Here is a 21,592-nt window from a genome sequence, read left to right as displayed (position 1 = left end):
ACGGTTTATGTTACATCTTCATCATTTAGCAAACTCGCGCTCGTTTCGTATTATCTGGCTGTTGGAAGAGCTCGGCGCCGATTATAAATTGACTTGCTATGAGCGCAACAAGGCATACCGTGCTCCTGATAGCCTAAAGCAAGTGCATCCGATTGGTAATGCACCGATACTAGAAACGGACGATCGTGTGCTGATTGAGTCAGGGTTTATCATTGAATATTTGATTAAGCACTACGATAAAGAAAAGCAGTTCAAACCTGACGATAATAACGAAGCAGCGTGGGAAGCCTATACGTTTTGGCTACACTTTGCAGAGGCTTCATTGATGCCACTGTTGGTCATGCGCTTGGTATTCACAAAAGTAGTGTCTCAGTCGCCAATGCTAATCAAACCTATTAGCAAAAAAATCCAAGGTCAGATTGAAAAGAACATGATCAGTAGCGGTTTGGAGAAGATGCTAGATATGATGGAGCGTCACCTACATGAAAATCACTGGTTTGCAGGTAGCGAATTTAGCGCCGCTGATATTCAAATGCATCTTGCGGTCGTGGGTGCCAATGCTGGTGCAGGTTTAGATCAGAGTAAATATACCAATCTTTTGAACTGGCTCAAACGCTGCGAAGAACGAGATGCCTTTAAGCGAGCAGAAAAAAAGGGCGGCCGTCTGAATTTTTAGAGGATACTGGTATAATCCTCTCTCAACGCTTAAGTAGCCATGTAGACCAAAGGCTTTGTTTATGAATAAACAAAGCCTTTTTTAGGATAATATCATGACAGACCTAAACACCTCGAATAAAGACAATATAAAGCAAAATAGCCTAGACAAAGATGACAATCAGTCAGCAACTCAAACATCACTTAATAAGCAAGATACCAGTATGCAAGAAAATAATAGCCAACAGATTAATAGCCAGCAAGTCTCCATCAAATCGTGGTCACAGAAAATTCTAGTGGTCATTCTGTGTGCAGCGAGCTTTTATGGTGGCTGGAAATCTTACGAATCAAATATGGTAAATGAGTGTACTGCCAATGGTGGACAAATGGTTGAAGGTCAAAAAACCATGATATGCCAATTGTCATAGCTAGGGTATATTCTTCGTTTATCTTATTTCTGTCATTGTTTTCATAATGAAGAGGTACTCTCGTAAGTCTGAGCCAGTACTCCTGATAAATAAAAGGCATCGTTATGCTAAAGCTAACCTTTTTGGGTACCTCTGCAGGTGTACCGACCAAACAGCGTAATGTGACCGCATTGGCCATAGAGTGTCTGAATCCGCATACCTCTGGCGTACAGCAAGGAAGTCGTCAACAGAACAATCAGAGTAAGAAATCGCGCCCATGGGTGTTGATTGATTGTGGTGAAGGCACGCAGCAGCAATTGCTACATACCAAGCTCTCCCTACATCAATTAGCTGCTATCTGCATCACTCATGTGCATGGTGATCATTGCTACGGTCTACCAGGGCTGCTAGCTAGTGCTGCCATGTCAGGACGTCGTGAATCATTGACTTTGATTGCACCAAAAGCGATTGCTACTTTGCTTGAAGCGATTACCGCCACTACAGAGCTATATCTACCTTTTGCTCTTAATTTTGTAGCGATTGAAGAGGTGTTAGCTGAGCAAGGTGATACGAACAAGGTTAACATTAGCTTAAGCGACCAACATCAGCTTGATATTGATATCACGCGGCTATCACATCGAGTCGCTTCTCATGGTTTTGGTATTACTCAGACTATTAGCCGCCGCATCCTTAATACAGATAAGCTTATGGCAGATGGTATTCCAGCAAGTGCACTGTGGGGTAAGTTGCAGCAAGGCGAAGATGTCACGACTGAGGATAATAGACAATTGCACTCAGTAGACTATGTTGATGAGGAAATACAGCGGACGCGAGTGGTGGTGGCAGGAGACAATGATGCGCCAAATTTGTTAGGTAAAGCCGTTGTAGATGCGGACTTATTGGTGCATGAGGCCACTTACACCCATGAAGTGCTGACTAAGATTCAAGCCAAAAACCCAGACTATGATCCGATGCATAGTAGCGCCCAATTGCTCGGCGAATTTGCCCAAGCGGCTGGACTCAAAAATCTAATTTTGACCCACTTTAGCGCCCGTTATCAGGGTTTTGATAACCCTAATAGCAAGACGCCAAACATGGCAAATATTCGTTTAGATGCTGAGAGCGTCTACAAAGGCAATCTCTGGCTGGCGGCAGATTTTGACCAATATATGGTCGATGGTGCAATTGAGTCGGTAAGCGATCAAGAGGGCAGTCAAAAGGACAGTCAAGAAGAGAATCGCGTGCAGTATATAGGCTCTGCACGCAGTGATTAGACATGGCTAAGCTTAGATATGGCTAAGCTTAGATATAATTGAGCGTTAAATACGACCTAGCGCTTACTGTCTTCGATAGCCAATTGTGTTTCACCACTCCAAAAGCGGCTGAACTGGTAAGCAACTCGTCCTGAGCGACCGCCACGTTCAGAGGCCCAACGTAGCGCATCCTTTCTGATCTTATCAGGCATAGACTGACTTGCTAAAATGTCCTTAGCCTCATTATCCATATCAGCTGAGATTTTTTGCTGCTCTAAATTTAGATAGTGCTGAACGATTTGCAGATAAGTCTGCTGATCCATAGGATGGAAGGTGAGGGACAAACCGAATCGATCTGATAATGACACGGTTTCATCAATGGCCTCATAGGGATTGACTTCATCCGTCTGCCCATTATAGATATCAACATTGTCTTTCATCATCTGCGGTAGCAAGCGACGGCGATTACTGGTGGCGTAGACCAGTAGTTTGTCTTGCTCAGAGTCTAGCGAGCCATCGAGAACGCTCTTTAGCGCACGATAGCTTTCGTCTTGACCATTAAAAGCGAGATCATCACAGTATACGATATAGCGGCAATTGCAATCTGCTGGTAGGGCATTAATAGCAGCACGGATCTTATCCAATACTTGCAGATCATCGCGGGCAACCTCAATAATACGTAAGCCTTCACTATGATGGGCTTGTAGCAAAGCGCGAATCAATGATGACTTACCGGCACCGCGTGTGCCTGACATCAATACGTGATTGGCAGGATAACCTTTAATAAACTGACGCGTATTCTGTACCAGTTTCGATTTTTGCGTATCGATACCATGCAAGTCATCTAAGCTCAAAAACAGGTTGACCGACAAAGGCTGGAGGTGACCAGTGCGTCCACCAACCCAGCGATAAGCAAGCTGGCTCGGATCGATTTCAATAGTTGGTGTGACTCGCTCTTGTAAGTACTGACTGAGTAAATCTAGCAATGGTGCGGGTAGGGCATAAGTAGGCTGATCAGATGACGTGGTCGGGATAGTTGGTTGTGACATAGTGGCTCTAGCAGTTAAGGTTGTCTTTAATACCATACCCAAAAATACAATTAACGCTGCTGAAATTTCAGTGCCTACAATCTTAGTACCTATTAATCGTAGTACTTGTAATCATTATTCGCGCTATTATTATCTTTGGAAATGATACGAATGGGAAGGCTGTAATCTCACTATATTATGAGAAACAATACCATGGAAAATAGTGCCAGTAATCCATCTATTACGCAAGCCTTGCAAGCGCAGGCGATGCAGCTATTGCCCATTATTTCCCAAGAACTGGCCGCACAATGTTTTAGGCAGATAGTGCATCAACGTATTGCTCAGCAAAGCACAGAACAAACGCAAGATGAGCATGTGCAAGTTGTTAAAACGCAACATATCGACAAGACTTACTTCCAAGGTCTAACGCGTGCCCAGCATCCGCAATTTGGTAGCGTGATGATTAAATGGCAGTTGAGTGATGGCGTTTATTCGATCGCTGCCGATTTAACTCATGAAGCGGATATTTTAGCTGCTGTAAATGCTTCATCGAAAATCACAGATAATGCTATCGCACCGCCACTATTGGCTTATCATTGCGTGGACGTTCAAATACTAGGGCAGTTGCAACACTTAGTTATAGTAGTCATGCCTTATTATCCTAATGGTAGCTTGGCGAGTCAGCTGACCGCTTCAAAACATCTGTCATTGATAGCGTCACAAAAGCATCATTTCATCATGAAGTCTGTATACCTGATAGCTAATTTGCATCAGGCTGGCTGGCTACATAATGATATTAAACCTAGCAATATTTTACTAGATGACTCTTTCGATAGTTCCTTGTCAAATAGTGAGGATAATAGCAGCACAATGCCTAATTTATTACTCACTGATTTTGCTTTATCACAAAGTATGACGATGGCTAATAGCCAACCACATCCTGCTGGCACACCAGCGTATCTCGCACCTGAGCGTTGGCAAGGACAGAAGGCAACTATACAAAGTGATATCTACGCGTTTGGCATAATGATGGTTGAGATACTAAAAGGCAAGCGCCCGTTTCAGGTAAGTGACAATAGCAATGAGAAATCGAAAGCGTGGGCGATTCAGCATTGCCAACAGCCTATTCCAAAGCTGTCATCAGAATATGGTCACTATCAATGTATTGTCGACAAAGCATTGGCGAAGCGGGAAGAAAGACGGTATCGGGAGATGGATAAGATATTGATAGATTTAAAGTTATTAGAAAATAGCTGAATTTATTATTTTATCTTAAAAAGTGATTGTTTGTAGTATTCACATATTACCTAGTCGTTGTTTTTTATGTTTGAATGGATATTCAGGCTCATTTTAAGCTAAGTCGCTATAAACTAATTTGGGTTCCCGTATTTCATTACAATGTTTTATTACAATACAGTGAGAATATCATGGCTAAAGTACTTATCATTACCGGTGATTTTGTTGAAGACTATGAAAACATGGTTCCGTTCCAAGCGCTTCTAGCGATGGGGCATGAGGTTGATGCGGTCTGCCCAGATAAAGTGGCAGGTGATAGCATTGCTACCTCAATACACGACTTCGAAGGTGACCAGACTTATACCGAAAAACGCGGTCATAATTTTGTCCTTAATGCGTCTTTTGCCGATATCAATTTAGAAGACTACGATGCTTTGTATTTACCAGGTGGACGTGCACCAGAATACTTGCGCTTGAATGCTAAGGTCATTGCAATGATTCAGCATTTCGCAAATACTGATAAACCGATTGCCTCAGTTTGCCATGGGCCACAAATGCTGACGGCTGCTGGCGTATTGAAGGGTAAAAAAGTATCTGCTTATCCTGCGTGTCAGCCAGAAATAGAAATGGCTGGCGCTGAGTATGTCACGTTACCTATGGATGGCGCTATTACAGATGGTCAACTGGTAACGGCACCTGCATGGCCTGCCCACCCAGCGATGCTAAAGCAGTTTGTTGCCTTGCTATAAGCATTAATTCGGGTCTGTTGAACATTCAATAGACCCCAGTATCGGGAGAGGATATATATGTGCCAACTTTTTATTAGTGCTGACGACAGCTTGTGGAGCTCTAAAACCAAATCACTTCGAATTCAGGGAGTTGTCACTTCAATTCGTTTAGAAGTGTTTTTTTGGGATATATTAGAAGAGTTGTCATTTCGCGATCAAATGACGGTTAATCAACTGATCACTAAGCTATACCTTGAATCTCTCGATGCTGATCATGACATTGGCAATTTTACCTCTTTTTTAAGGGTTTGTTGTTCTCGTTATTTGTCTTTAATAGCCGATGGTGATCTTTCTCGCGAAACAAGATTACCTTTAGAAAAAGTCGATGCCAAAAATATAATTCAACGTGAAAACATCCGTAAAAATCAACGTAGTGCATTATTCAATAATAGTGAGGGAAAACTTTCTATTAATTAGGTATGCCTATGGCAAGTACATGAAAGCATTAGTGCAGCGGGTAAGTGGGCGCTATCAGAGTATGGAGGAAGTGTTAAAAGATTTAGAAAGGGTAGAAAAGTAGATTAACACTTCTCATGAGATATTTTATGGTTTTAACACCAAATTCCAGACACAAAAAAACCTGCTAAAAAGCAGGTTTTGATATTTGGTCTAAGATGTACTATCCGAAAATGGTGGGGCTGGAGAGACTCGAACTCTCACACCTTGCGGCGCCAGAACCTAAATCTGGTGCGTCTACCAATTCCGCCACAGCCCCATTTTCGTTACTCTATCATCAAAAGCGATTAAACTCAAACGCTATCTAGATAGTTAACTGATTCGGTAGTGCGTCTCAGTGGTTGGCTATTATATAGAGTTTTAATTGTTTGGCAACCCCTATTTGCAATTATTTTTAATTATTTATCATTTATTTTCGATATTAATTTTAAGTAATTGATATTAATAATAATTTAAAATCATGTTTTATGCGTTTCTTTATTCTTTAGTTGGTACTCTCGGGGCAGAAATATCCAACTGCTGCAATTTGCGAGTCAGAGTATTGCGTCCCCAACCAAGTAAGCTCGCGGCTTCTATTTTTTTGCCGCCGCTATGATTGAGTGCTGCTGTTAATAAAACACGCTCAAACTCAGGGGTTGCTGTTTGCAAAATATCAGTTTCACCCGTGCTTAGCGACTGCTCAGCCCAATCAGCCAATGCTTGCTGCCAACTTTGGTTTTTAGGCAACGGGCTACTTCGCTCATTTTGATGATTGTTTAACGCACTACTATTTAATACATCGCCACTTTGTACCAAGCTTTCTTGAGCGTCTTCCTGTGATGGGCCGTGCTCTTCATAAAGCACCGTATTAGGTGAGATGTTTTCAAGTAGCTCTGGTGGCAAGTCTGTCGCCATCACCGTATCACCAGTGGCCATCACAGTGAGCCACAAGCAGACGTTTTCTAATTGACGCACGTTACCACGCCAGTCAAACGTCTGCATAATTTGCAATGCGGCAGGATGTAGATGCTTCGGGGTGGTACCCATTTGCTCTGCGGCAGACTGCATAAAGTAAAGGGCTAATGCAGGAATGTCTTCAGGGCGTGTACGTAGTGGTGGTAAGGGTAATCGAATGACATTGAGGCGATAAAATAAGTCTTCGCGGAATCGGCTTTGTTTTACCAGCTCTTCTAAGTTTTGGTGGGTGGCTGCGATGATACGTACATCGACCTTTATGGGCTGCTGACCACCAACACGATAAAACTCACCATTGGCCAATACGCGTAACAGCCGTGTCTGAGTGCTGAAAGGCATGTCACCGATTTCATCTAAAAATAGAGTACCGCCATCTGCCTGCTCAAAACGGCCTTGACGCATCGTCGTTGCACCAGTGAACGCGCCTTTTTCGTGACCGAACAGCTCAGACTCGATCAAGTCATGTGGTATGGCTGCCATATTAAGCGCAATAAAGGGTTGCTGCTTACGCGGGGAGTGTTGGTGCAATGCGCTGGCTACCAACTCTTTACCTGTTCCAGACTCTCCAGTGATTAAGACGGAAATGGGGGATTGAGCCAGTCTGCCAATAGCACGAAACACCGTTTGCATGGCTGGAGATTGTCCAATGATGCCGCTAGGGTTACCATTACTTTGGTTTTCGACGGCACCTTTGCTCTTATTGTCTTTGGTTGTCTTACTAGCAAGTGCTGCTTTAGGTTTTGTCAGGTCTTCAATGGAAGTATCAGACGTTATATTGGTATTGGATTCATCTGCAAGGGAAACAGTCGTTGTTTCTAAATTAGGCTGATAATTGATGGCTTTATAAATCGTTGCAACCGCATCATCTAAGTCAAAAGGCTTGGGTAGGTATTCAAAAGCACCAGTCTGATAGCTATTGATAGCAGAGGTTAGGTCTGAGTGTGCCGTCATAATTACGATTGGCATTTTAGGGAAATGCTGATGGACCCAGTCGCTAAAAGACAACCCATCCATCATTGGCATACGAATATCGGTCAATATAACGTCTGGTAATTGCTCGGCTGACTCTTGCTGTTTTAAAACATCATTAAGGCGAGTCCATGCTGCTTGTGCCTGAGTAAAACTGATAACGGTCAATCCAGCATCTTCAAACGTGTCTGCCAACACCATACGTAGGGCTGCATCGTCATCGATTAACCACAATGTTGCAGGGTGGTCGCTGGGTGCATTATTCACAGTTACTATTTGTGATTGTGTTGATTGATCATCGCTTTTAGGTTGGAGGTCGTCGCTATATTCAGTCATGTATTGGGCCTAATCAGCAATTATTGATAGTAAGTTGGGGATTGGGAGTTGGGCATTAGGAAACTTAGCAGCCTTTAATTCATAAATTCATAATTTGTTTTATGTCTCAGTGATGGGTTGAGTAAATGGTAGGTATAGCGTAAATCGGGTTTGCTTATCCTCTTGCTCTTTTGTCGAGCTCACATCAATCATACCATGATGATGACTGATAATATCTTGGACGATGGATAATCCAAGACCTGTACCGGCTGCACGGCTAGTGACCATTGGGAAAAATATTTGACCAATCAAGGCTGGATCAATGCCTGAGCCATTATCAGTAATAGTAATTTGCATCACTTGCTTGTGCTGCTGCCCGACGATCGTATGCTGAAAGGCAACCCGCGTTTGAATATGCAATGTCGGTTGATAATCAGAATTGCCCTCAGTTTGTATGGCAGATTGTGAGGATTCTTGAGACTCTGAGATTTTATTCTGTTGTAGCGTTTGTTCGAACTCAGTCATCGACTCACAAGCATTATTAATAAGGTTTAAAAACACTTGAATCAGCTGATCCTTATCTGCACACAACTCTGGCAATGATAAATCATAATCACGCTGTAACACTACCTGTGGATACTGATTGGTCACTAAGGTTAAGACATGCTCTAAAGGCTCATGGATATTGAGCGTTTGCCAGTTTGGCAGTTGATTGGAACCCAGAAGCTGCCCAATAAGATGAGTCAATCGATCAGTCTCTGAAATAATAATGTCCGTATAGTTGCGCAGTTTCTGATTCATTTTTTGCAAATCATGCTGCGTGTCAGCGTTGGTAGTTATCAAAGCATTATCAGCGCTAGAGGTGTTAGTAGTAGATGCGTCGCTGAATTTAATGAATTGCCGTTGCAACAGTTGTGCTGCCCCGCGAATACCAGCAAGAGGGTTTTTTATTTCGTGTGCCACCGAGCGTAGCATATGACGGGCCACTGTATATTGCTGCTGTTGACGCTGCTCCTCAGAGATACGACTTTGACGATCTTTACCCCACATCTCGATAATAAAATAAGGCTGCTGTTCATAGATGACTGGTGTAACGCTATAGTCGACTGACAATGATAAATTACCGTTTAACGGTGTTTTTATGATGTGGTCATGATCGATAAAAGGCTGCTGATAGTTCTGCGCTTGCACAAAGCGCTCGGTCAAAGAGTATGCTGGCTCGCTCGAAGGCTCATTTTCATTTGCATCATTTGTATCATTATCTATAGATACAGTATCTTTAATCTTCAATTCATCGGGTGCGAGCAGGGTTAAGATGGATTGATTGATTAATCTGCCGCTACTAATGGCAAGTAGCTGCTCGGCTTGAGCATTCAACCGTGTGATTGATAGCTCATCGTTAACCCATAAAATAGCGGTGAATAAATGCTGAGATATAAAGGCGAGGTCAGGGGTTGTTTTAGCGGTTATAAAATCAGCGTTCATCAGTAGGGCCCAAAAAAGTCAGATGCTTGAGATAATATTTAACCACAAATCAAGACTATAGAGCGGCAAAACTGGTGATTTTTGCAAAAAAAACGTACAATGCGCTCAGCCAATTTATCTCTAGCAAGGTCAGCCATGTCCAAAACTTCTACCGAGTCAGTGAATACGACAGCAACAGCTCCTCTATCTGCCGTAAAAGACACTGCCACTGTCTTCAATCCTGCCGCGCCTACCATAGTACAAGCGCAGAGTCAGGCAGATGCCAGTCAAACAGATACTAAACAACCTTACCATCATAAAGCCAACCACAATCAGAACCGTAGTGTAGCTCAAAGCAGCGATGTAACGACGGCCAATGCGACTGCTACGATGCCAGTTAGTGCGGCGCCAAAGATTGGTTTTGTGTCACTAGGTTGTCCAAAAGCATTGGTGGATAGTGAGCGTATTATCACTGAGCTAAGCCGTGATGGCTATCAAGTAGCCAGTGATTATGATGGTGCTGACTTAGTCGTGGTAAACACTTGCGGCTTTATTGAATCAGCGGTACAAGAGTCGCTTGATGCCATCGGCGAGGCCATTAGCAAAAACGGTAAAGTGATTGTTACTGGTTGCTTAGGTAAAGAAGCAGACAAAATCCGTGAGATGCATCCGGCTGTACTAGCAGTGACGGGCGCGCATGCCTATGACGAAGTAATTACGGCAGTGGCGCAGCATGTGCCTAAGCCAAATCGCAGTCAGGACGCCAACTATGATCCAAAAATAGATTTGATTAATGAAGCGGGTATCAAGCTGACCCCAAGCCATTATGCTTATCTAAAAATATCAGAAGGCTGTAATCACCGTTGTACGTTCTGCATTATCCCAAGCTTGCGCGGTGATTTGGTATCGCGCCCGATTGATAATGTAATGAACGAAGCACTGGCGCTCAAAAAAGCTGGCGTAAAAGAGTTGCTTATTATCTCGCAAGATACCTCGGCATATGGCCTTGACCTAAAGTATAAGACCAGCTTTTGGAATGGTATGCCGCTCAAGTCTAAGTTTTATGACTTATGCCAAGCATTGAACAATTTGGGCATTTGGGTACGCCTGCATTATGTCTATCCGTATCCACATGTAGACAAAGTCGTTGAGTTGATGGGTGAGAAGAAACTACTGCCTTATCTGGACATTCCGTTCCAGCATGCCAGCCATCGTATCCTAAAGGCGATGAAACGTCCTGCACATAGCGAAAACACTTTGGCCCGTATCAAAGCGTGGCGTGATATCTGTCCTGATATCGTCATTCGTTCGACCTTTGTGGTTGGCTTCCCTGGCGAGACAGAAGAAGATTTTCAGTGCTTGCTTGATTGGTTAGTTGAAGCACGCCTAGATCGTGTGGGTGCATTTACTTATTCAGAAGTAGAAGGCGCAGTGGCCAATGACTTGCCTGATCATGTGCCTGAAGACGTCAAACAGTCTCGCTATGAGCGTTTAATGGCGCTACAGCAAGATATTTCAGCGCAAAAGCTACAAGAAAAAGTCGGCAAGACTTTAACGGTATTGGTCGATGAAATTGATAGCGATGAAAATATTGCTATCTGCCGTAGCTATGCTGATGCACCTGAAATTGATGGTCATGTCTATGTTGATGACATCAACTCTCAAGTTAAAGTGGGGCAGTTCTTAACAGTGACTATCGACGATGCTAGCGAATATGATCTATTCGCCAGTTATCAAGGCTAGATATCCAATAAGATATGCGAGTGAAAATTGCCCAATGGCGGGCAGTTTTTGCTACAATTAGCGCAATTTAGCCTTTTTAATACGCTTAGCTGTAAGTGTAGCGTTGTGGGCAAACTCGATTTGTATTTTACCGATAATTTTCTTTATAATTTCATGATAACAAGGTGACCTCATGTCTGACAAAAACCCGCGTTACGCTCGTATCTTGCTGAAACTCTCCGGTGAAGCCTTAGCTGGTAGTAAAGACATGGGTATCGATACCGAAGTGCTTGATAAAATGAGCTTGTCTATCGCTCACTTGCGTGGACTTGGTGTCCAAGTTGGTATCGTAGTTGGCGGTGGTAACTTATATCGCGGTGCACAGTTACAAAAAGAAGGTCTCGTTGGCCGTGTTACTGGTGATCAGATGGGCATGCTAGCGACCGTTATGAACGGACTGGCGATGCGTGATGCGCTTGAGCGTCGCAATATCAAAACGCGCTTGATGTCAGCGTTACCGATTGGTGAAGTCACCGAAAGCTATAGCAGTCGTAATGCCATTCGTTATCTCAAAAATGGTGAAGTTTGTATCTTTGTCGCAGGTACGGGTAACCCATTCTTTACCACTGACACCGCTGCATGTTTGCGCGGTATCGAAATCGAAGCTGGTTTGATTTTAAAAGCGACTAAGGTCGATGGCGTTTATGACAAAGACCCAAGCCTACATGATGATGCAGTCAAGTATGACGGTCTGACTTTTGATGAAGTACTAGAGCAAAAGCTAGGCGTCATGGATCTAACGGCTATAGCATTGTGTCGTGAGCATAACGTGCCGCTACAAGTGTTTGATATGACGAAGCCTAATGCATTATTGAATGTCATCATGGGTGAAAATGAAGGCACACGAGTTTTTCATTAATTGATGCGATACTGGCAACTAACGTCAGTAAATAGCTAACGATTAGCAACAAATAATTAATATCCCAATAGCAAATAAAAGATTTATCGGTAACGATAAATAAGGATACACAATGATTAAAGAGATTAAGCAAGACGGCGAAGCACGCATGCAAAAAACGTTGGAAGCGCTTGAAAGCACTTTCAGTAAAGTTCGTACTGGCCGTGCGCATCCAGGTATGTTGTCAGGTGTGATGGTCAGCTACTACGGTTCTGATACACCATTGAACCAAGTAGCAAGCGTCAACGTCGAAGACTCACGTACCTTACTGGTTCAACCGTTTGACCGTACGATGGTACAAGCAGTAGATAAGGCCATCCGTGAAGCAGATTTGGGTCTAAACCCAATGTCTGCTGATGTGATTCGTGTGCCGATGCCAGCATTGACAGAAGATACTCGTCGCGATATGCAAAAGCTTGCACGTGGTGAAGCTGAGAGCAGCCGAGTTTCTATCCGTAATATTCGCCGTGACATGATGAATGACATCAAAGATTTGGCAAAAGAAAAAGAAATCTCAGAAGATGACGAGCGCCGCGCTAGTGATGATATTCAAAAAATCACTGACAAGTATATCGAAACAATCGATGCTCGCTTGAGTAAGAAAGAAAGCGATTTGATGGAAGTTTAATACTGATATACTTGCCATTTATAGCAAGAATCAGTTCGGTAGATTATCTGTAATTGAGCAGCCAATACTTTATAGCTATTGGCTGTTTATTATTGTGTAGACTGATATAGTCAATCCTCTATAAAAGAGTGACAGCGCTAACCTCGCTTGAAGTATCACAGTTACATCTGCACTCGGTTAGCCTGTCTCTCTTTTAAACTGAATCAACTATATGAAGCCATATCTAATGCACGCAAAAGGTGTGGTTGATTGAGCTATGTCCATCGCATTCTGAACACTAAAAATTAACGACGCAATTGTGATAAGTTAGTGAATTATATAAATGGCGCTTTTTAATCGCTGTTGCACACGTTATTATTATTTTACCTCAACAATAAGCAAGTTCGCCTATGTCCACTTCAGCCGTTTTGGCGCCCGCTATTCTTCCTCGTCATATCGCCATCATTATGGATGGTAATAATCGCTATGGTAAGGCCAATGATTTGGGCCACGGTCAAGGACATGTGGCTGGCAAAGACGCGCTCGATCCTATCGTTGAGTATTGTGTCAATACAGGCATTGAAGTACTGACCGTATTTGCGTTTTCTAGCGAAAATTGGCAGAGACCGCCTAGTGAGGTAGCACTTTTGATGCAGCTACTTACATCGACGATTCATGAGCAAATGCCGCGCATGAATGAGTATCGTATTCGCTTGCGTTTCATCGGTGATCGCAGTCAACTCAGTGAGTCATTACAAACGCTCATGGCTGACGCAGAAGAAAAGACGGCAGAGTTTGATGCGATGACGCTGGTGATTGCGATTAGCTACGGTGGACAGTGGGATATTGCAAATGCAGCACAACAGCTGGCTCAGCAAGTGCAAGATGGCGAATTAAAAGCTGAAGATGTCAGCGAAGATTTGTTAGGTAACTACGTACAATTAGCCGACACCCCAGCAGTAGATATGCTGGTACGTACGGGCGGCGAGTATCGTATTTCTAATTTCTTATTGTGGCAATCCGCTTATGCTGAGCTGTTTTTCACTCCTACGTTATGGCCGAATTTTACAGCAGAAGAGCTGGCTTTGATGATCGCAGAGTTTGCTAAACGCCAACGCCGTTTTGGCAAAACCAGCGAGCAAGTAGTGATAGAGCAGCAAGGGCACTGAGCAGTGAGCTGATAGATAAGTTTAGTCGGTTCAGTTCAGTTAATATTGTATAACTGGTCAATAGGGTTGGTTTATGCAATGATAAACGGCTTGAATTGGTATTGAATGCTATCACTAGGCCATCGTTAGTTAGCTGCTATAATGCATTTTTTGACCATTTGTTCTTCATTATTATAAGGCTCGATAAGTATGTGGCAACGAATTAAGACGGCAATTGTTCTCGTTATTATCGTTGGTATTGCAATGTTTGCGAGCCAAACGCCTATTTTATTTGCACCACTGTTGGCCATTGGGGTCATTATCGCCGCTCATGAGTGGGCCAAATTAATGCCTAAGTGGCGCCAGCCTGTGGTATTCGTTCTATTGATTTTAGCGCTTACTATATTCTCACTGATGTTCAAGGTAACGTGGTTGTTTTGGTGGGTGGCTTCATTAGTAATATGGTTGATGGCGCTGTCTTGGGTTCGAGTCTTCCCAACACAAACAAGATGGTACGGCAACCAATTGGCAATGATGGGCGCAGTTATTTTGACGGCATCTATTACGGCGATGTTCTATCTCTGGCAATTGTCGGCATGGTGGCTGCTGTATGTGTTCTTATTAGTATGGTGTGCAGATAGTGGCGCCTATTTCGTTGGACGCAAGCTTGGTCGCCGAAAAATGGCACCCAATGTCTCACCCAATAAGAGCATGGAAGGGTTGGCTGGTGGCCTCGTCACAGGGCTATTAGTTGTGGTAGCCATTAGCGTCTTCAAATTACAGCTGACCGGTATACCGTTAATCGCATTTGTAGCGTTATCGGCCATCACTATTCTTGCCTCTGTACTTGGAGACTTGTTTGAGTCGATGCTCAAGCGCCGTGCTGATGTAAAAGATTCAGGCACTATCTTGCCAGGTCACGGTGGTATCCTTGATCGTATTGACTCCCTGTTGTCTGCTACACCGATATTTGCCCTTGGTTTTTGGGCGATACAGCAGCTTGGCTTGATAGTGGTGTAAGGTTTATAGTTAACAGACGATATTCTATTTTTATTATTTTTAAGTATCATGGGCATTGATGGTTATGACGCAACGCATCGCCGTACTAGGCGCGACAGGCTCGATTGGCGATAGCACCTTAGCAATATTAGCGGCGCAACCGCACACTTATGAAGTCTATGCTTTATCAGGCTATCATCGCTTAGATAAGCTATTTGCGCTTTGTCAGCAGTTTTTGCCGAAACGCGTTAGTGTGCCTACGTTAGCCGTGGATGATTTTGCTAACAGGCTTAAAGCCGCAGGGATTGATAGTGATGTCGTAGGGGGCGAGGCAGGATTGGTAGATATTGCCACTGACTCACAGACTGATACGGTGGTAGCAGCGATTGTAGGGGCGGCAGGACTGCCGTCTACATTGGCAGCAGCACGTGCAGGTAAGCGTATCTTATTGGCCAATAAAGAAGCCTTAGTCATGGCAGGTAAGGTCATGATTGATGCGGTCAAGACGCATAAAGCTACTTTACTGCCGCTCGATTCTGAACACAATGCTATTTTTCAATGCTTGCCACTCGCTATTCAGCAAGACAATACACAAATCCATCAGTCAAATCATGGTGTGCGTAAACTGTGGTTAACAGCCTCTGGTGGGCCATTTTTGCAGCAGTCGTTCGAGCAGATGCAGCAGGCAAGCGTCGCAGAAGCGGTCAAACACCCTAATTGGTCAATGGGTCAAAAGATATCTGTCGATTCGGCGACAATGATGAATAAGGGGCTTGAGCTGATAGAAGCCTGTCACTTATTTGATTTGCCTGAAGATAAGATAAATGTGGTCATTCATCCACAAAGTATCATTCACTCAATGGTAGAATATAGCGATGGCAGCTTTTTAGCACAGCTGGGCAGTCCAGACATGAAAACGCCCATTGCGCACGCGCTGAGTTACCCTAATCGGATGGATAGTGGCTCGCAGCCGTTAGACTTATTCGCACTTAGTGGTTTGGAGTTTATTGAGCCTGACTTGCAAAAATTTGCTTGCCTGCGTTTGGCTCGCCAAGCCATGCAGGTCGGGACACAAGCCACGATTGTGCTCAATGCGGCAAATGAAATTGCAGTGGCGGCGTTCCTCGATGGTAAAATACGTTTGACGGACATTGCTAATATTAACGAACAAGCTTTAAATGACATACAGCTGCCACCATTGAACGAAACCGCTGACATAGAAGATATATTGGCAATCGATAAAATTGCACGCCACCTGACTGATAAGTTGGTAGCAAAGCTGACATAATCGTAGCAAGCGTCTCTTAGCTGATACATGACACTAATAAACGATATTAGTGAAGATGTTAATAAAAATGCTGAGAGACAATACTGAGAAAAAATCATGACGTTTTTACTAACACTTCTTGCCGCCATATTTGTCTTGGGCCCGCTTATTGCCTTACACGAGTGGGGACATTATATTGTGGCGCGGCTTTGCGGTGTCAAAGTACTAACGTACTCTATCGGTTTTGGCCCTAAGGTTTTTGGTTGGACCAGCAAAAAGAGCGGTATTGATTATCGTATCTCAGCATTGCCACTTGGCGGCTATGTAAAAATGCTAGATGAGCGTGAAGGTAATGTCGCAAAAGATGAGCAGCACCTTGCGTTTAATCGGCAGCATCCGCTCAAGAAAATTGCTATCGTTGCAGCTGGCCCTATCATGAATTTTGTTATCGCTATCGCGCTATTTTGGGTACTATTTATGACCCCATCTGAGCAGTTAGCGACTAAGATTGGTCAGGTACTACCAGATACGCCTGCTGCGATGGCACAGTTACCAGTCGGTGATAAGATTGTTGCAATTGATGGACATGATGTGCAGACATGGGAAGGTATTAACTATCGCCTTGCAGGACGTATGGGTGAGACGGATAATGTCAGCATTACCTTGCAGTCAGACGCCCAAACCGATCAGTCGACTAAAACCTATCAAGCACCAGTTACGCAGTTTATGCAAGGCGAGGCTCAAGGCAAAGACGCATTGACCAGCTTTGGTATGTTGCCATGGCAACCGCAGATTGCGCCGATTGTAGGCGGTTTGGCTCCCGATGGTGCCGCTAGCCGACAAGGGCTGAAGGTTGGCGATCGCATTACCGCTATTAATGATACAGCGATCGAAGATTGGATTACTGCCACACGTATCATTCGTGATAATCCTGAAACGCTATTGAACTTTACGGTGTTGCGTGATGATAAGTCTGTACAGTTGCAGATTATGCCTCAAGGTAAAAAAGACAACTTGGGTAATGATTACGGACAGATTGGTGCAATGGTGGATCAGACTGAGATTGTTATCCCCGACGATTACAAGACTACCGTGGTCTATGGTCCTAGTGAGTCGTTAGTTAAGTCATTTGAAAAGACTGAGCAGCTCGCAGTAATGACCGTAAGCTCGATGGGAAAAATGCTGTCAGGTATGATTGGTTTAGACAATCTATCAGGGCCAATTACCATTGCCAAAGTCGCCAAACAAAGCTTTGATATCAGTTGGCAGATGGTATTGTCGACAGCGGCGCTAATTAGCTTGAGTCTTGCCGTCTTAAACCTTTTGCCGATTCCAGTATTAGATGGTGGTCATATTGTTTATCATTTTATTGAGTTGATTCGTGGTAAGCCACTGTCTGAAGGTGTGCAAATGGTCGGTCTAAATATCGGTTTACTCTTACTGGCAGGTTTCATGGTGTTAGCAATTGGTAATGACATCAGCCGCCTATTTTGATCGGCTGATAAGCAATATGGCTGATAAAGCACGATATACTAATGGTTTTACGCCTATTATAGGCTGATTATTGTTATGATAGGCATGCTATTCTGTGTCGCAGCCTCTGTACTAATCGTAATTTTTAGTTTATTTTGTGATGCAATTTATATAAAGTGTTCTGAGTTACCCTTGCATGGGTTTATAAACTTATGCGCACGGGTTATACAATACGTGCCTTTCAACTTAACTTAAGCAATTTTTTTATTGACGGATAGTGTTTATGCGTACGCCTTTAATTATGAGCGCGGCTGGGTTGCCGTTAGTTGTAGCGATGATGAGTATGCCAGTACAGGCTGCAGAATTTGTAGTAACTGACATCGGTTTTAATGGCTTACAACGCCTAACCCCTGATAGCCTCTATCCGGTCTTACCTGTTACGGTAGGCGATACGGTGAATGATAGTAGCTTAGCTGCCAGTATTAAGGCGCTATATGCAACTGAAAACTTTGCTGATATTCAAAGCCGTGTCGAAGGTGGCAAGCTAAGGTTTGATGTCATTGAGCGTCCAACAATCGCTGAAGTTACCTTTGAAGGTAACAAGCTCATTCCAAAAGAAGGGCTTGAGCAGGGACTGAAGAATGCTGGGCTGTCTGCTGGTGACGTACTTAAGCAGTCTACTTTGCAGGGCGTGGCCAATGAGCTACAACAGCAATATATTAGCCAAGGCTACTACAATAGTAATATTGAAGTGGATCAAACAGTCCTTGATGGTAACCGTGTGAAACTTGATGTGCGCTTCGTAGAAGGCAAGCCTGCAAAAGTTGTCGATATCAATATCATTGGTAACAAACACTTTAGTGATGAAGAGATCAAAGACGTTTTCGCGGTAAAAGAATCTTCATGGACGCGTCTACTGTCTAAGTCTGATCGTTACGCTCAAGAAAAACTGGCCGCCAGTTTAGAGAGTTTAAAGGCGCTATACCAGAACGATGGTTATGTGCGTTTTTCAGTTGATAATGCCGTACTAAACATCAGTGAAGACAAGAGTAGCGTGTTTATCGAAGTTAGCCTAAGCGAAGGCGAACAATACCAGTTTGGCGAAGTGAACTTTTTAGGTAAACCTACCTTTGAAAATAGTGAGCTAAAAGAGCTGGTGAGCTTTGCATCCAATGAAAAATACTCGCAAGCAAAACTAGACGAAACCACTGCTTCTCTTAAAAGACGCTATGGTAACGAAGGCTATTATCTAGCTCAAATCAGACCAGTACCACGTATCAATGACGATACGAAAATGGTCGATGTTGATTACTATATTGACCCTGCTCGTCCTATCTACGTTCGTCGTATCAACTTTACGGGTAATATCAAAACGCAAGACGAAGTATTACGTCGTGAAATGCGTCAGTTAGAAGGCACACTGTCATCTAATGACAAAATTCAGCTGTCACGCACGCGTTTGATGCGTACTGGTTTCTTTAAAAATGTCACTGTCGATGTTAAGCCAGTACCTAACCAGCCGGATCAAGTCGATGTGAACTATGTGGTTGAAGAGCAGCCTTCTGGTAGCTCAACGATTGCAGCCGGTTACTCACAAAGTGGTGGTGTGACTTTCCAATTGGATTTGACCCAAAACAACTTTATGGGTACCGGTAACCGTGTTAAAGCTGCGCTTTCTCGTTCAGAAACACGCGACTCTTATAGCCTAGGTTATACCGATCCGTACTTTACAGAAAACGGTGTCTCTCAAGGTATCAGTGGTTATTATCGCAAAACCAAATATGATGACGACAACGTTAGTAACTATGTAACAGATTCATATGGTGCGACGCTGAACTATAGTTATCCTATTGACGAAACCAAACGCCTGAGTGCTGGTCTAAATGTAGACAACACAAAGGTTCGTGGTGGTCGTTATTTAGGTATATCTAATGTCCAAGAAATTCTAGACGAGGGCGGTACGAAAACGCCGGAAGTCGAGACTGATGGTGTTGCTAGCTTCAAGAATGATTATCAGACTTACAATCTATTGTTTGGTTGGGACTACAGCACTTTAGACCGTCCCGTATTCCCTACCAAAGGTATGAGCCATGCAATTGATGCAACCATTGGTCTTGGCGATGCCAACTACCAAAAGCTAACGTATAGCGGCAATATATATTACCCTATTTATAAAGACGTGATCGCGCGTGGTTATACTAAGCTTGGTTATGGTAATGATTTACCGTTCTATGAGAACTTCTATGCTGGTGGTTATGGCTCAGTACGTGGCTATGAATCATCTACTCTAGGACCTAAATCACAAGTTTATCTTGATGCAGTCAATGACTCAAATAATCAAACCTTCACTGCAGAAGAAGTGGGTGGTAATGCGTTAGCAACGTTTGGTGCTGAACTGATTTTGCCAATGCCGTTTAAAGGGGATTGGGCAGATCAGGTACGTCCAGTATTGTTTGCTGAAGGTGGTCAGGTTTTTGATACCTCTGATAAAGAAGATCGCACTTTTATCAATCCTAGCAATGGAGAAGATACAGACATTCCGTTATTAACCCAAGATAATGACTTCCGCTACAGTGCTGGTGCTGGTATCACTTGGTATACGCCAATTGGTCCAATCTCACTTAGCTACGCGGTGCCATTTGGTGACAAAGAAGGCGATGAGACTGAAAAAGTCCAGTTCCAGATTGGTAATACATTCTAAATTAATGACATCATTCTCATCTATTTGAGCAGTTTTAAAGATTGTCTCAAATAGACGGAAATATCATTAGAGCTTAGTAGGTCGTCAAAACGCATTGTTATTTTGGCGACCGTTTCATTTATAACCATATTTTATTAATAGTCATTATGATAACGATTGAGCAACTCATTACTCGAATTGAGCAGCGTCAGCCTATTATTAATAAGGCTGAGATTGATACTGAGCAATTGTGTCAACCATTCAGTAGCGTCGGTAGCTTGACGACGGCCAGTCAGCAGCAGTTGAGCTTTTTGGCAGATCCTCACTATATCTCTAGCTTGGCTAGCAGTGACGCCGGTGCTGTGTTGGTGACGGAAGCATATCGTGACCAAGTGCCTACCTCAGCGATAGCGCTAGTCGTCTCAAATCCATATTTGGCTTATGCCAGTGCCAGTCAGCTGTTTGCACGTCATTCTTTATCTAACGGGATTCATCCTAGTGCTGTGATTGCAGACAGTGCTGTTATTGGCGAGCAAGTCAATATCGGTCCTTTTTGCGTAATTGGTGACAATGTGCAGATAGGGGCGCGTAGCTCACTCGATGCTCATGTCGTGATTGAAGCCAATACCAGTATTGGCACCGATTGTGTGATTAAGTCGCAAGTCGTTGTCGGGCCTGAGTGTGTTATTGGCAATCACGTTAGATTGCATGCAGGGGTCAGTATCGGATCTGAAGGGTTCGGGTTTGCGCCTACTAAAGATACTAGTACCACAGGTTGGGAGCGTATAGCCCAGTTAGGTCGTGTCATTATTGGTGATCATGTACGAGTTGGTAGCCAGACGTGTATCGATCGTGGCGCTATCGATGATACCGTTATTGGCAATCACGTTATTATTGATAATTTGGTACAAGTTGCTCATAACGTTCGTATCGGTGACGGCACGGCTATTGCTGCTCAAACTGGCATTGCGGGTAGTACTACGATAGGTAAGCGCTGTATAATAGGCGGCGCTGTCGGTATTACAGGGCATATTGAGATTACAGACGATGTTGTTCTGTCTGGTATGACCATGGTAACCAAATCCATTAAAACCGCTGGCTCATATTCATCTGGTACTGCTGCAATGCCAACTGCTAATTGGCGACGTGCTGCTGTACGTTTTCGTCAGCTAGGCAATAACTAATGCAAACACAAACAAATAATAGATATTCAA

Annotated in this window: 18 protein-coding genes and 1 tRNA gene; 15 read left to right on the top strand and 4 right to left on the bottom strand. The window is 43.6% G+C overall.

Translation table 11 applies throughout. The features are described 5' to 3' along the window. Positions 1–7 precede the first annotated feature (7 nt). From JMX96_RS02345 to JMX96_RS02335, 3 genes are all read left to right on the top strand, one after another. Positions 8–676 carry a glutathione S-transferase gene (locus JMX96_RS02345; protein WP_201567050.1) on the top strand — a complete coding sequence of 223 codons (669 nt, stop codon included), beginning with the start codon at positions 8–10 and terminating at the stop codon, positions 674–676. A 94-nt stretch (positions 677–770) separates the two neighbouring features. After that, a complete protein-coding gene (locus JMX96_RS02340; RefSeq protein ID WP_201567048.1) occupies positions 771–1,082 on the top strand; it encodes a hypothetical protein in 312 nt (103 codons plus the stop codon). A 104-nt stretch (positions 1,083–1,186) separates the two neighbouring features. Then, entirely contained in the window at positions 1,187–2,335 is a 1,149-nt protein-coding gene (locus tag JMX96_RS02335; RefSeq protein ID WP_201567047.1) for a ribonuclease Z, read from the top strand. A 56-nt stretch (positions 2,336–2,391) separates the two neighbouring features. Here the strand turns inward: JMX96_RS02335 and JMX96_RS02330 are convergent, their stop codons facing one another. Beyond that, on the bottom strand, positions 2,392–3,363 hold the full coding sequence (locus tag JMX96_RS02330; RefSeq protein ID WP_201567046.1) for an ATP-binding protein: 972 nt from the start codon (positions 3,361–3,363) through the stop codon (positions 2,392–2,394). A 192-nt stretch (positions 3,364–3,555) separates the two neighbouring features. Between JMX96_RS02330 and JMX96_RS02325 the strand changes: the two genes are divergently transcribed. The 3 genes from JMX96_RS02325 to JMX96_RS02315 all read left to right on the top strand — a co-directional run bounded on the left by JMX96_RS02325 (position 3,556) and on the right by JMX96_RS02315 (position 5,783). Then, positions 3,556–4,599: a protein kinase domain-containing protein gene (locus JMX96_RS02325; protein WP_201567045.1), complete on the top strand. Its 1,044-nt coding sequence runs from the start codon at positions 3,556–3,558 to the stop codon at positions 4,597–4,599. 167 nt (positions 4,600–4,766) lie between these two features. Continuing rightward, positions 4,767–5,327 (top strand): DJ-1/PfpI family protein, encoded by a 561-nt coding sequence (locus JMX96_RS02320; protein ID WP_305080051.1) that lies wholly within the window; start codon positions 4,767–4,769, stop codon positions 5,325–5,327. A gap of 57 nt (positions 5,328–5,384) precedes the next feature. After that, on the top strand, positions 5,385–5,783 hold the full coding sequence (locus JMX96_RS02315) for a ribbon-helix-helix domain-containing protein (protein WP_201567043.1): 399 nt from the start codon (positions 5,385–5,387) through the stop codon (positions 5,781–5,783). 213 nt (positions 5,784–5,996) lie between these two features. Here the strand turns inward: JMX96_RS02315 and JMX96_RS02310 are convergent. From JMX96_RS02310 to JMX96_RS02300, 3 genes are all read right to left on the bottom strand, one after another. After that, positions 5,997–6,081: transfer RNA gene (locus tag JMX96_RS02310), tRNA-Leu, on the bottom strand. 218 nt (positions 6,082–6,299) lie between these two features. Further along, entirely contained in the window at positions 6,300–8,081 is a 1,782-nt protein-coding gene (locus JMX96_RS02305) for a sigma 54-interacting transcriptional regulator (protein WP_201567042.1), read from the bottom strand. Positions 8,082–8,180: 99 nt separating this feature from the next. After that, positions 8,181–9,545 (bottom strand): two-component system sensor histidine kinase NtrB, encoded by a 1,365-nt coding sequence (locus tag JMX96_RS02300; RefSeq protein ID WP_201567041.1) that lies wholly within the window; start codon positions 9,543–9,545, stop codon positions 8,181–8,183. A gap of 135 nt (positions 9,546–9,680) precedes the next feature. Here JMX96_RS02300 and rimO point away from each other — a divergent pair, with 135 nt between their 5' ends. From rimO to lpxD, 9 genes are all read left to right on the top strand, one after another. Further along, the gene (gene rimO, locus JMX96_RS02295; protein WP_201567040.1) at positions 9,681–11,267 is read left to right on the top strand and encodes a 30S ribosomal protein S12 methylthiotransferase RimO; all 1,587 of its coding nucleotides are present in this window, start codon (positions 9,681–9,683) and stop codon (positions 11,265–11,267) included. Between the two features lie 172 nt (positions 11,268–11,439). Next, the gene (gene pyrH, locus JMX96_RS02290) at positions 11,440–12,165 is read left to right on the top strand and encodes a UMP kinase (RefSeq protein WP_057759121.1); all 726 of its coding nucleotides are present in this window, start codon (positions 11,440–11,442) and stop codon (positions 12,163–12,165) included. Positions 12,166–12,277: 112 nt separating this feature from the next. Then, positions 12,278–12,832 carry a ribosome recycling factor gene (frr, locus tag JMX96_RS02285; RefSeq protein ID WP_057759123.1) on the top strand — a complete coding sequence of 185 codons (555 nt, stop codon included), beginning with the start codon at positions 12,278–12,280 and terminating at the stop codon, positions 12,830–12,832. A gap of 389 nt (positions 12,833–13,221) precedes the next feature. Next, positions 13,222–13,980 (top strand): polyprenyl diphosphate synthase, encoded by a 759-nt coding sequence (uppS, locus tag JMX96_RS02280; protein ID WP_201567039.1) that lies wholly within the window; start codon positions 13,222–13,224, stop codon positions 13,978–13,980. A gap of 189 nt (positions 13,981–14,169) precedes the next feature. Then, positions 14,170–14,979 carry a phosphatidate cytidylyltransferase gene (locus tag JMX96_RS02275; RefSeq protein WP_201567038.1) on the top strand — a complete coding sequence of 270 codons (810 nt, stop codon included), beginning with the start codon at positions 14,170–14,172 and terminating at the stop codon, positions 14,977–14,979. A 58-nt stretch (positions 14,980–15,037) separates the two neighbouring features. Further along, positions 15,038–16,246 carry a 1-deoxy-D-xylulose-5-phosphate reductoisomerase gene (ispC, locus tag JMX96_RS02270; RefSeq protein ID WP_201567037.1) on the top strand — a complete coding sequence of 403 codons (1,209 nt, stop codon included), beginning with the start codon at positions 15,038–15,040 and terminating at the stop codon, positions 16,244–16,246. A gap of 96 nt (positions 16,247–16,342) precedes the next feature. Next, entirely contained in the window at positions 16,343–17,719 is a 1,377-nt protein-coding gene (rseP, locus tag JMX96_RS02265) for an RIP metalloprotease RseP (protein ID WP_201567035.1), read from the top strand. Positions 17,720–17,981: 262 nt separating this feature from the next. Beyond that, on the top strand, positions 17,982–20,399 hold the full coding sequence (gene bamA / locus JMX96_RS02260; protein ID WP_201567033.1) for an outer membrane protein assembly factor BamA: 2,418 nt from the start codon (positions 17,982–17,984) through the stop codon (positions 20,397–20,399). Positions 20,400–20,545: 146 nt separating this feature from the next. Beyond that, on the top strand, positions 20,546–21,562 hold the full coding sequence (gene lpxD, locus JMX96_RS02255) for a UDP-3-O-(3-hydroxymyristoyl)glucosamine N-acyltransferase (RefSeq protein ID WP_201567031.1): 1,017 nt from the start codon (positions 20,546–20,548) through the stop codon (positions 21,560–21,562). Positions 21,563–21,592: the final 30 nt, after the last annotated feature.

The organism is Psychrobacter sp. JCM 18900 (genome assembly GCF_904846625.1).
GTDB lineage: Bacteria > Pseudomonadota > Gammaproteobacteria > Pseudomonadales > Moraxellaceae > Psychrobacter.
Note: the sequence above shows the minus strand (reverse complement) of the source record. Positions and strands in the feature narration are given on the sequence as shown.

What these genes read in the sequence shown, in the direction of transcription:
- JMX96_RS02345 (WP_201567050.1), top strand. Translation starts at nt 8, where the DNA reads ATGTTACATCTTCATCATTTAGCAAACTCGCGCTCGTTTCGTATTATC.
- JMX96_RS02340 (WP_201567048.1), top strand. Translation starts at nt 771, where the DNA reads ATGACAGACCTAAACACCTCGAATAAAGACAATATAAAGCAAAATAGC.
- JMX96_RS02335 (WP_201567047.1), top strand. Translation starts at nt 1,187, where the DNA reads ATGCTAAAGCTAACCTTTTTGGGTACCTCTGCAGGTGTACCGACCAAA.
- JMX96_RS02330 (WP_201567046.1), bottom strand. Translation starts at nt 3,363, where the DNA reads ATGTCACAACCAACTATCCCGACCACGTCATCTGATCAGCCTACTTAT.
- JMX96_RS02325 (WP_201567045.1), top strand. Translation starts at nt 3,556, where the DNA reads ATGGAAAATAGTGCCAGTAATCCATCTATTACGCAAGCCTTGCAAGCG.
- JMX96_RS02315 (WP_201567043.1), top strand. Translation starts at nt 5,385, where the DNA reads ATGTGCCAACTTTTTATTAGTGCTGACGACAGCTTGTGGAGCTCTAAA.
- JMX96_RS02305 (WP_201567042.1), bottom strand. Translation starts at nt 8,081, where the DNA reads ATGACTGAATATAGCGACGACCTCCAACCTAAAAGCGATGATCAATCA.
- JMX96_RS02300 (WP_201567041.1), bottom strand. Translation starts at nt 9,545, where the DNA reads ATGAACGCTGATTTTATAACCGCTAAAACAACCCCTGACCTCGCCTTT.
- rimO (WP_201567040.1), top strand. Translation starts at nt 9,681, where the DNA reads ATGTCCAAAACTTCTACCGAGTCAGTGAATACGACAGCAACAGCTCCT.
- pyrH (WP_057759121.1), top strand. Translation starts at nt 11,440, where the DNA reads ATGTCTGACAAAAACCCGCGTTACGCTCGTATCTTGCTGAAACTCTCC.
- frr (WP_057759123.1), top strand. Translation starts at nt 12,278, where the DNA reads ATGATTAAAGAGATTAAGCAAGACGGCGAAGCACGCATGCAAAAAACG.
- uppS (WP_201567039.1), top strand. Translation starts at nt 13,222, where the DNA reads ATGTCCACTTCAGCCGTTTTGGCGCCCGCTATTCTTCCTCGTCATATC.
- JMX96_RS02275 (WP_201567038.1), top strand. Translation starts at nt 14,170, where the DNA reads ATGTGGCAACGAATTAAGACGGCAATTGTTCTCGTTATTATCGTTGGT.
- ispC (WP_201567037.1), top strand. Translation starts at nt 15,038, where the DNA reads ATGGTTATGACGCAACGCATCGCCGTACTAGGCGCGACAGGCTCGATT.
- rseP (WP_201567035.1), top strand. Translation starts at nt 16,343, where the DNA reads ATGACGTTTTTACTAACACTTCTTGCCGCCATATTTGTCTTGGGCCCG.
- bamA (WP_201567033.1), top strand. Translation starts at nt 17,982, where the DNA reads ATGCGTACGCCTTTAATTATGAGCGCGGCTGGGTTGCCGTTAGTTGTA.
- lpxD (WP_201567031.1), top strand. Translation starts at nt 20,546, where the DNA reads ATGATAACGATTGAGCAACTCATTACTCGAATTGAGCAGCGTCAGCCT.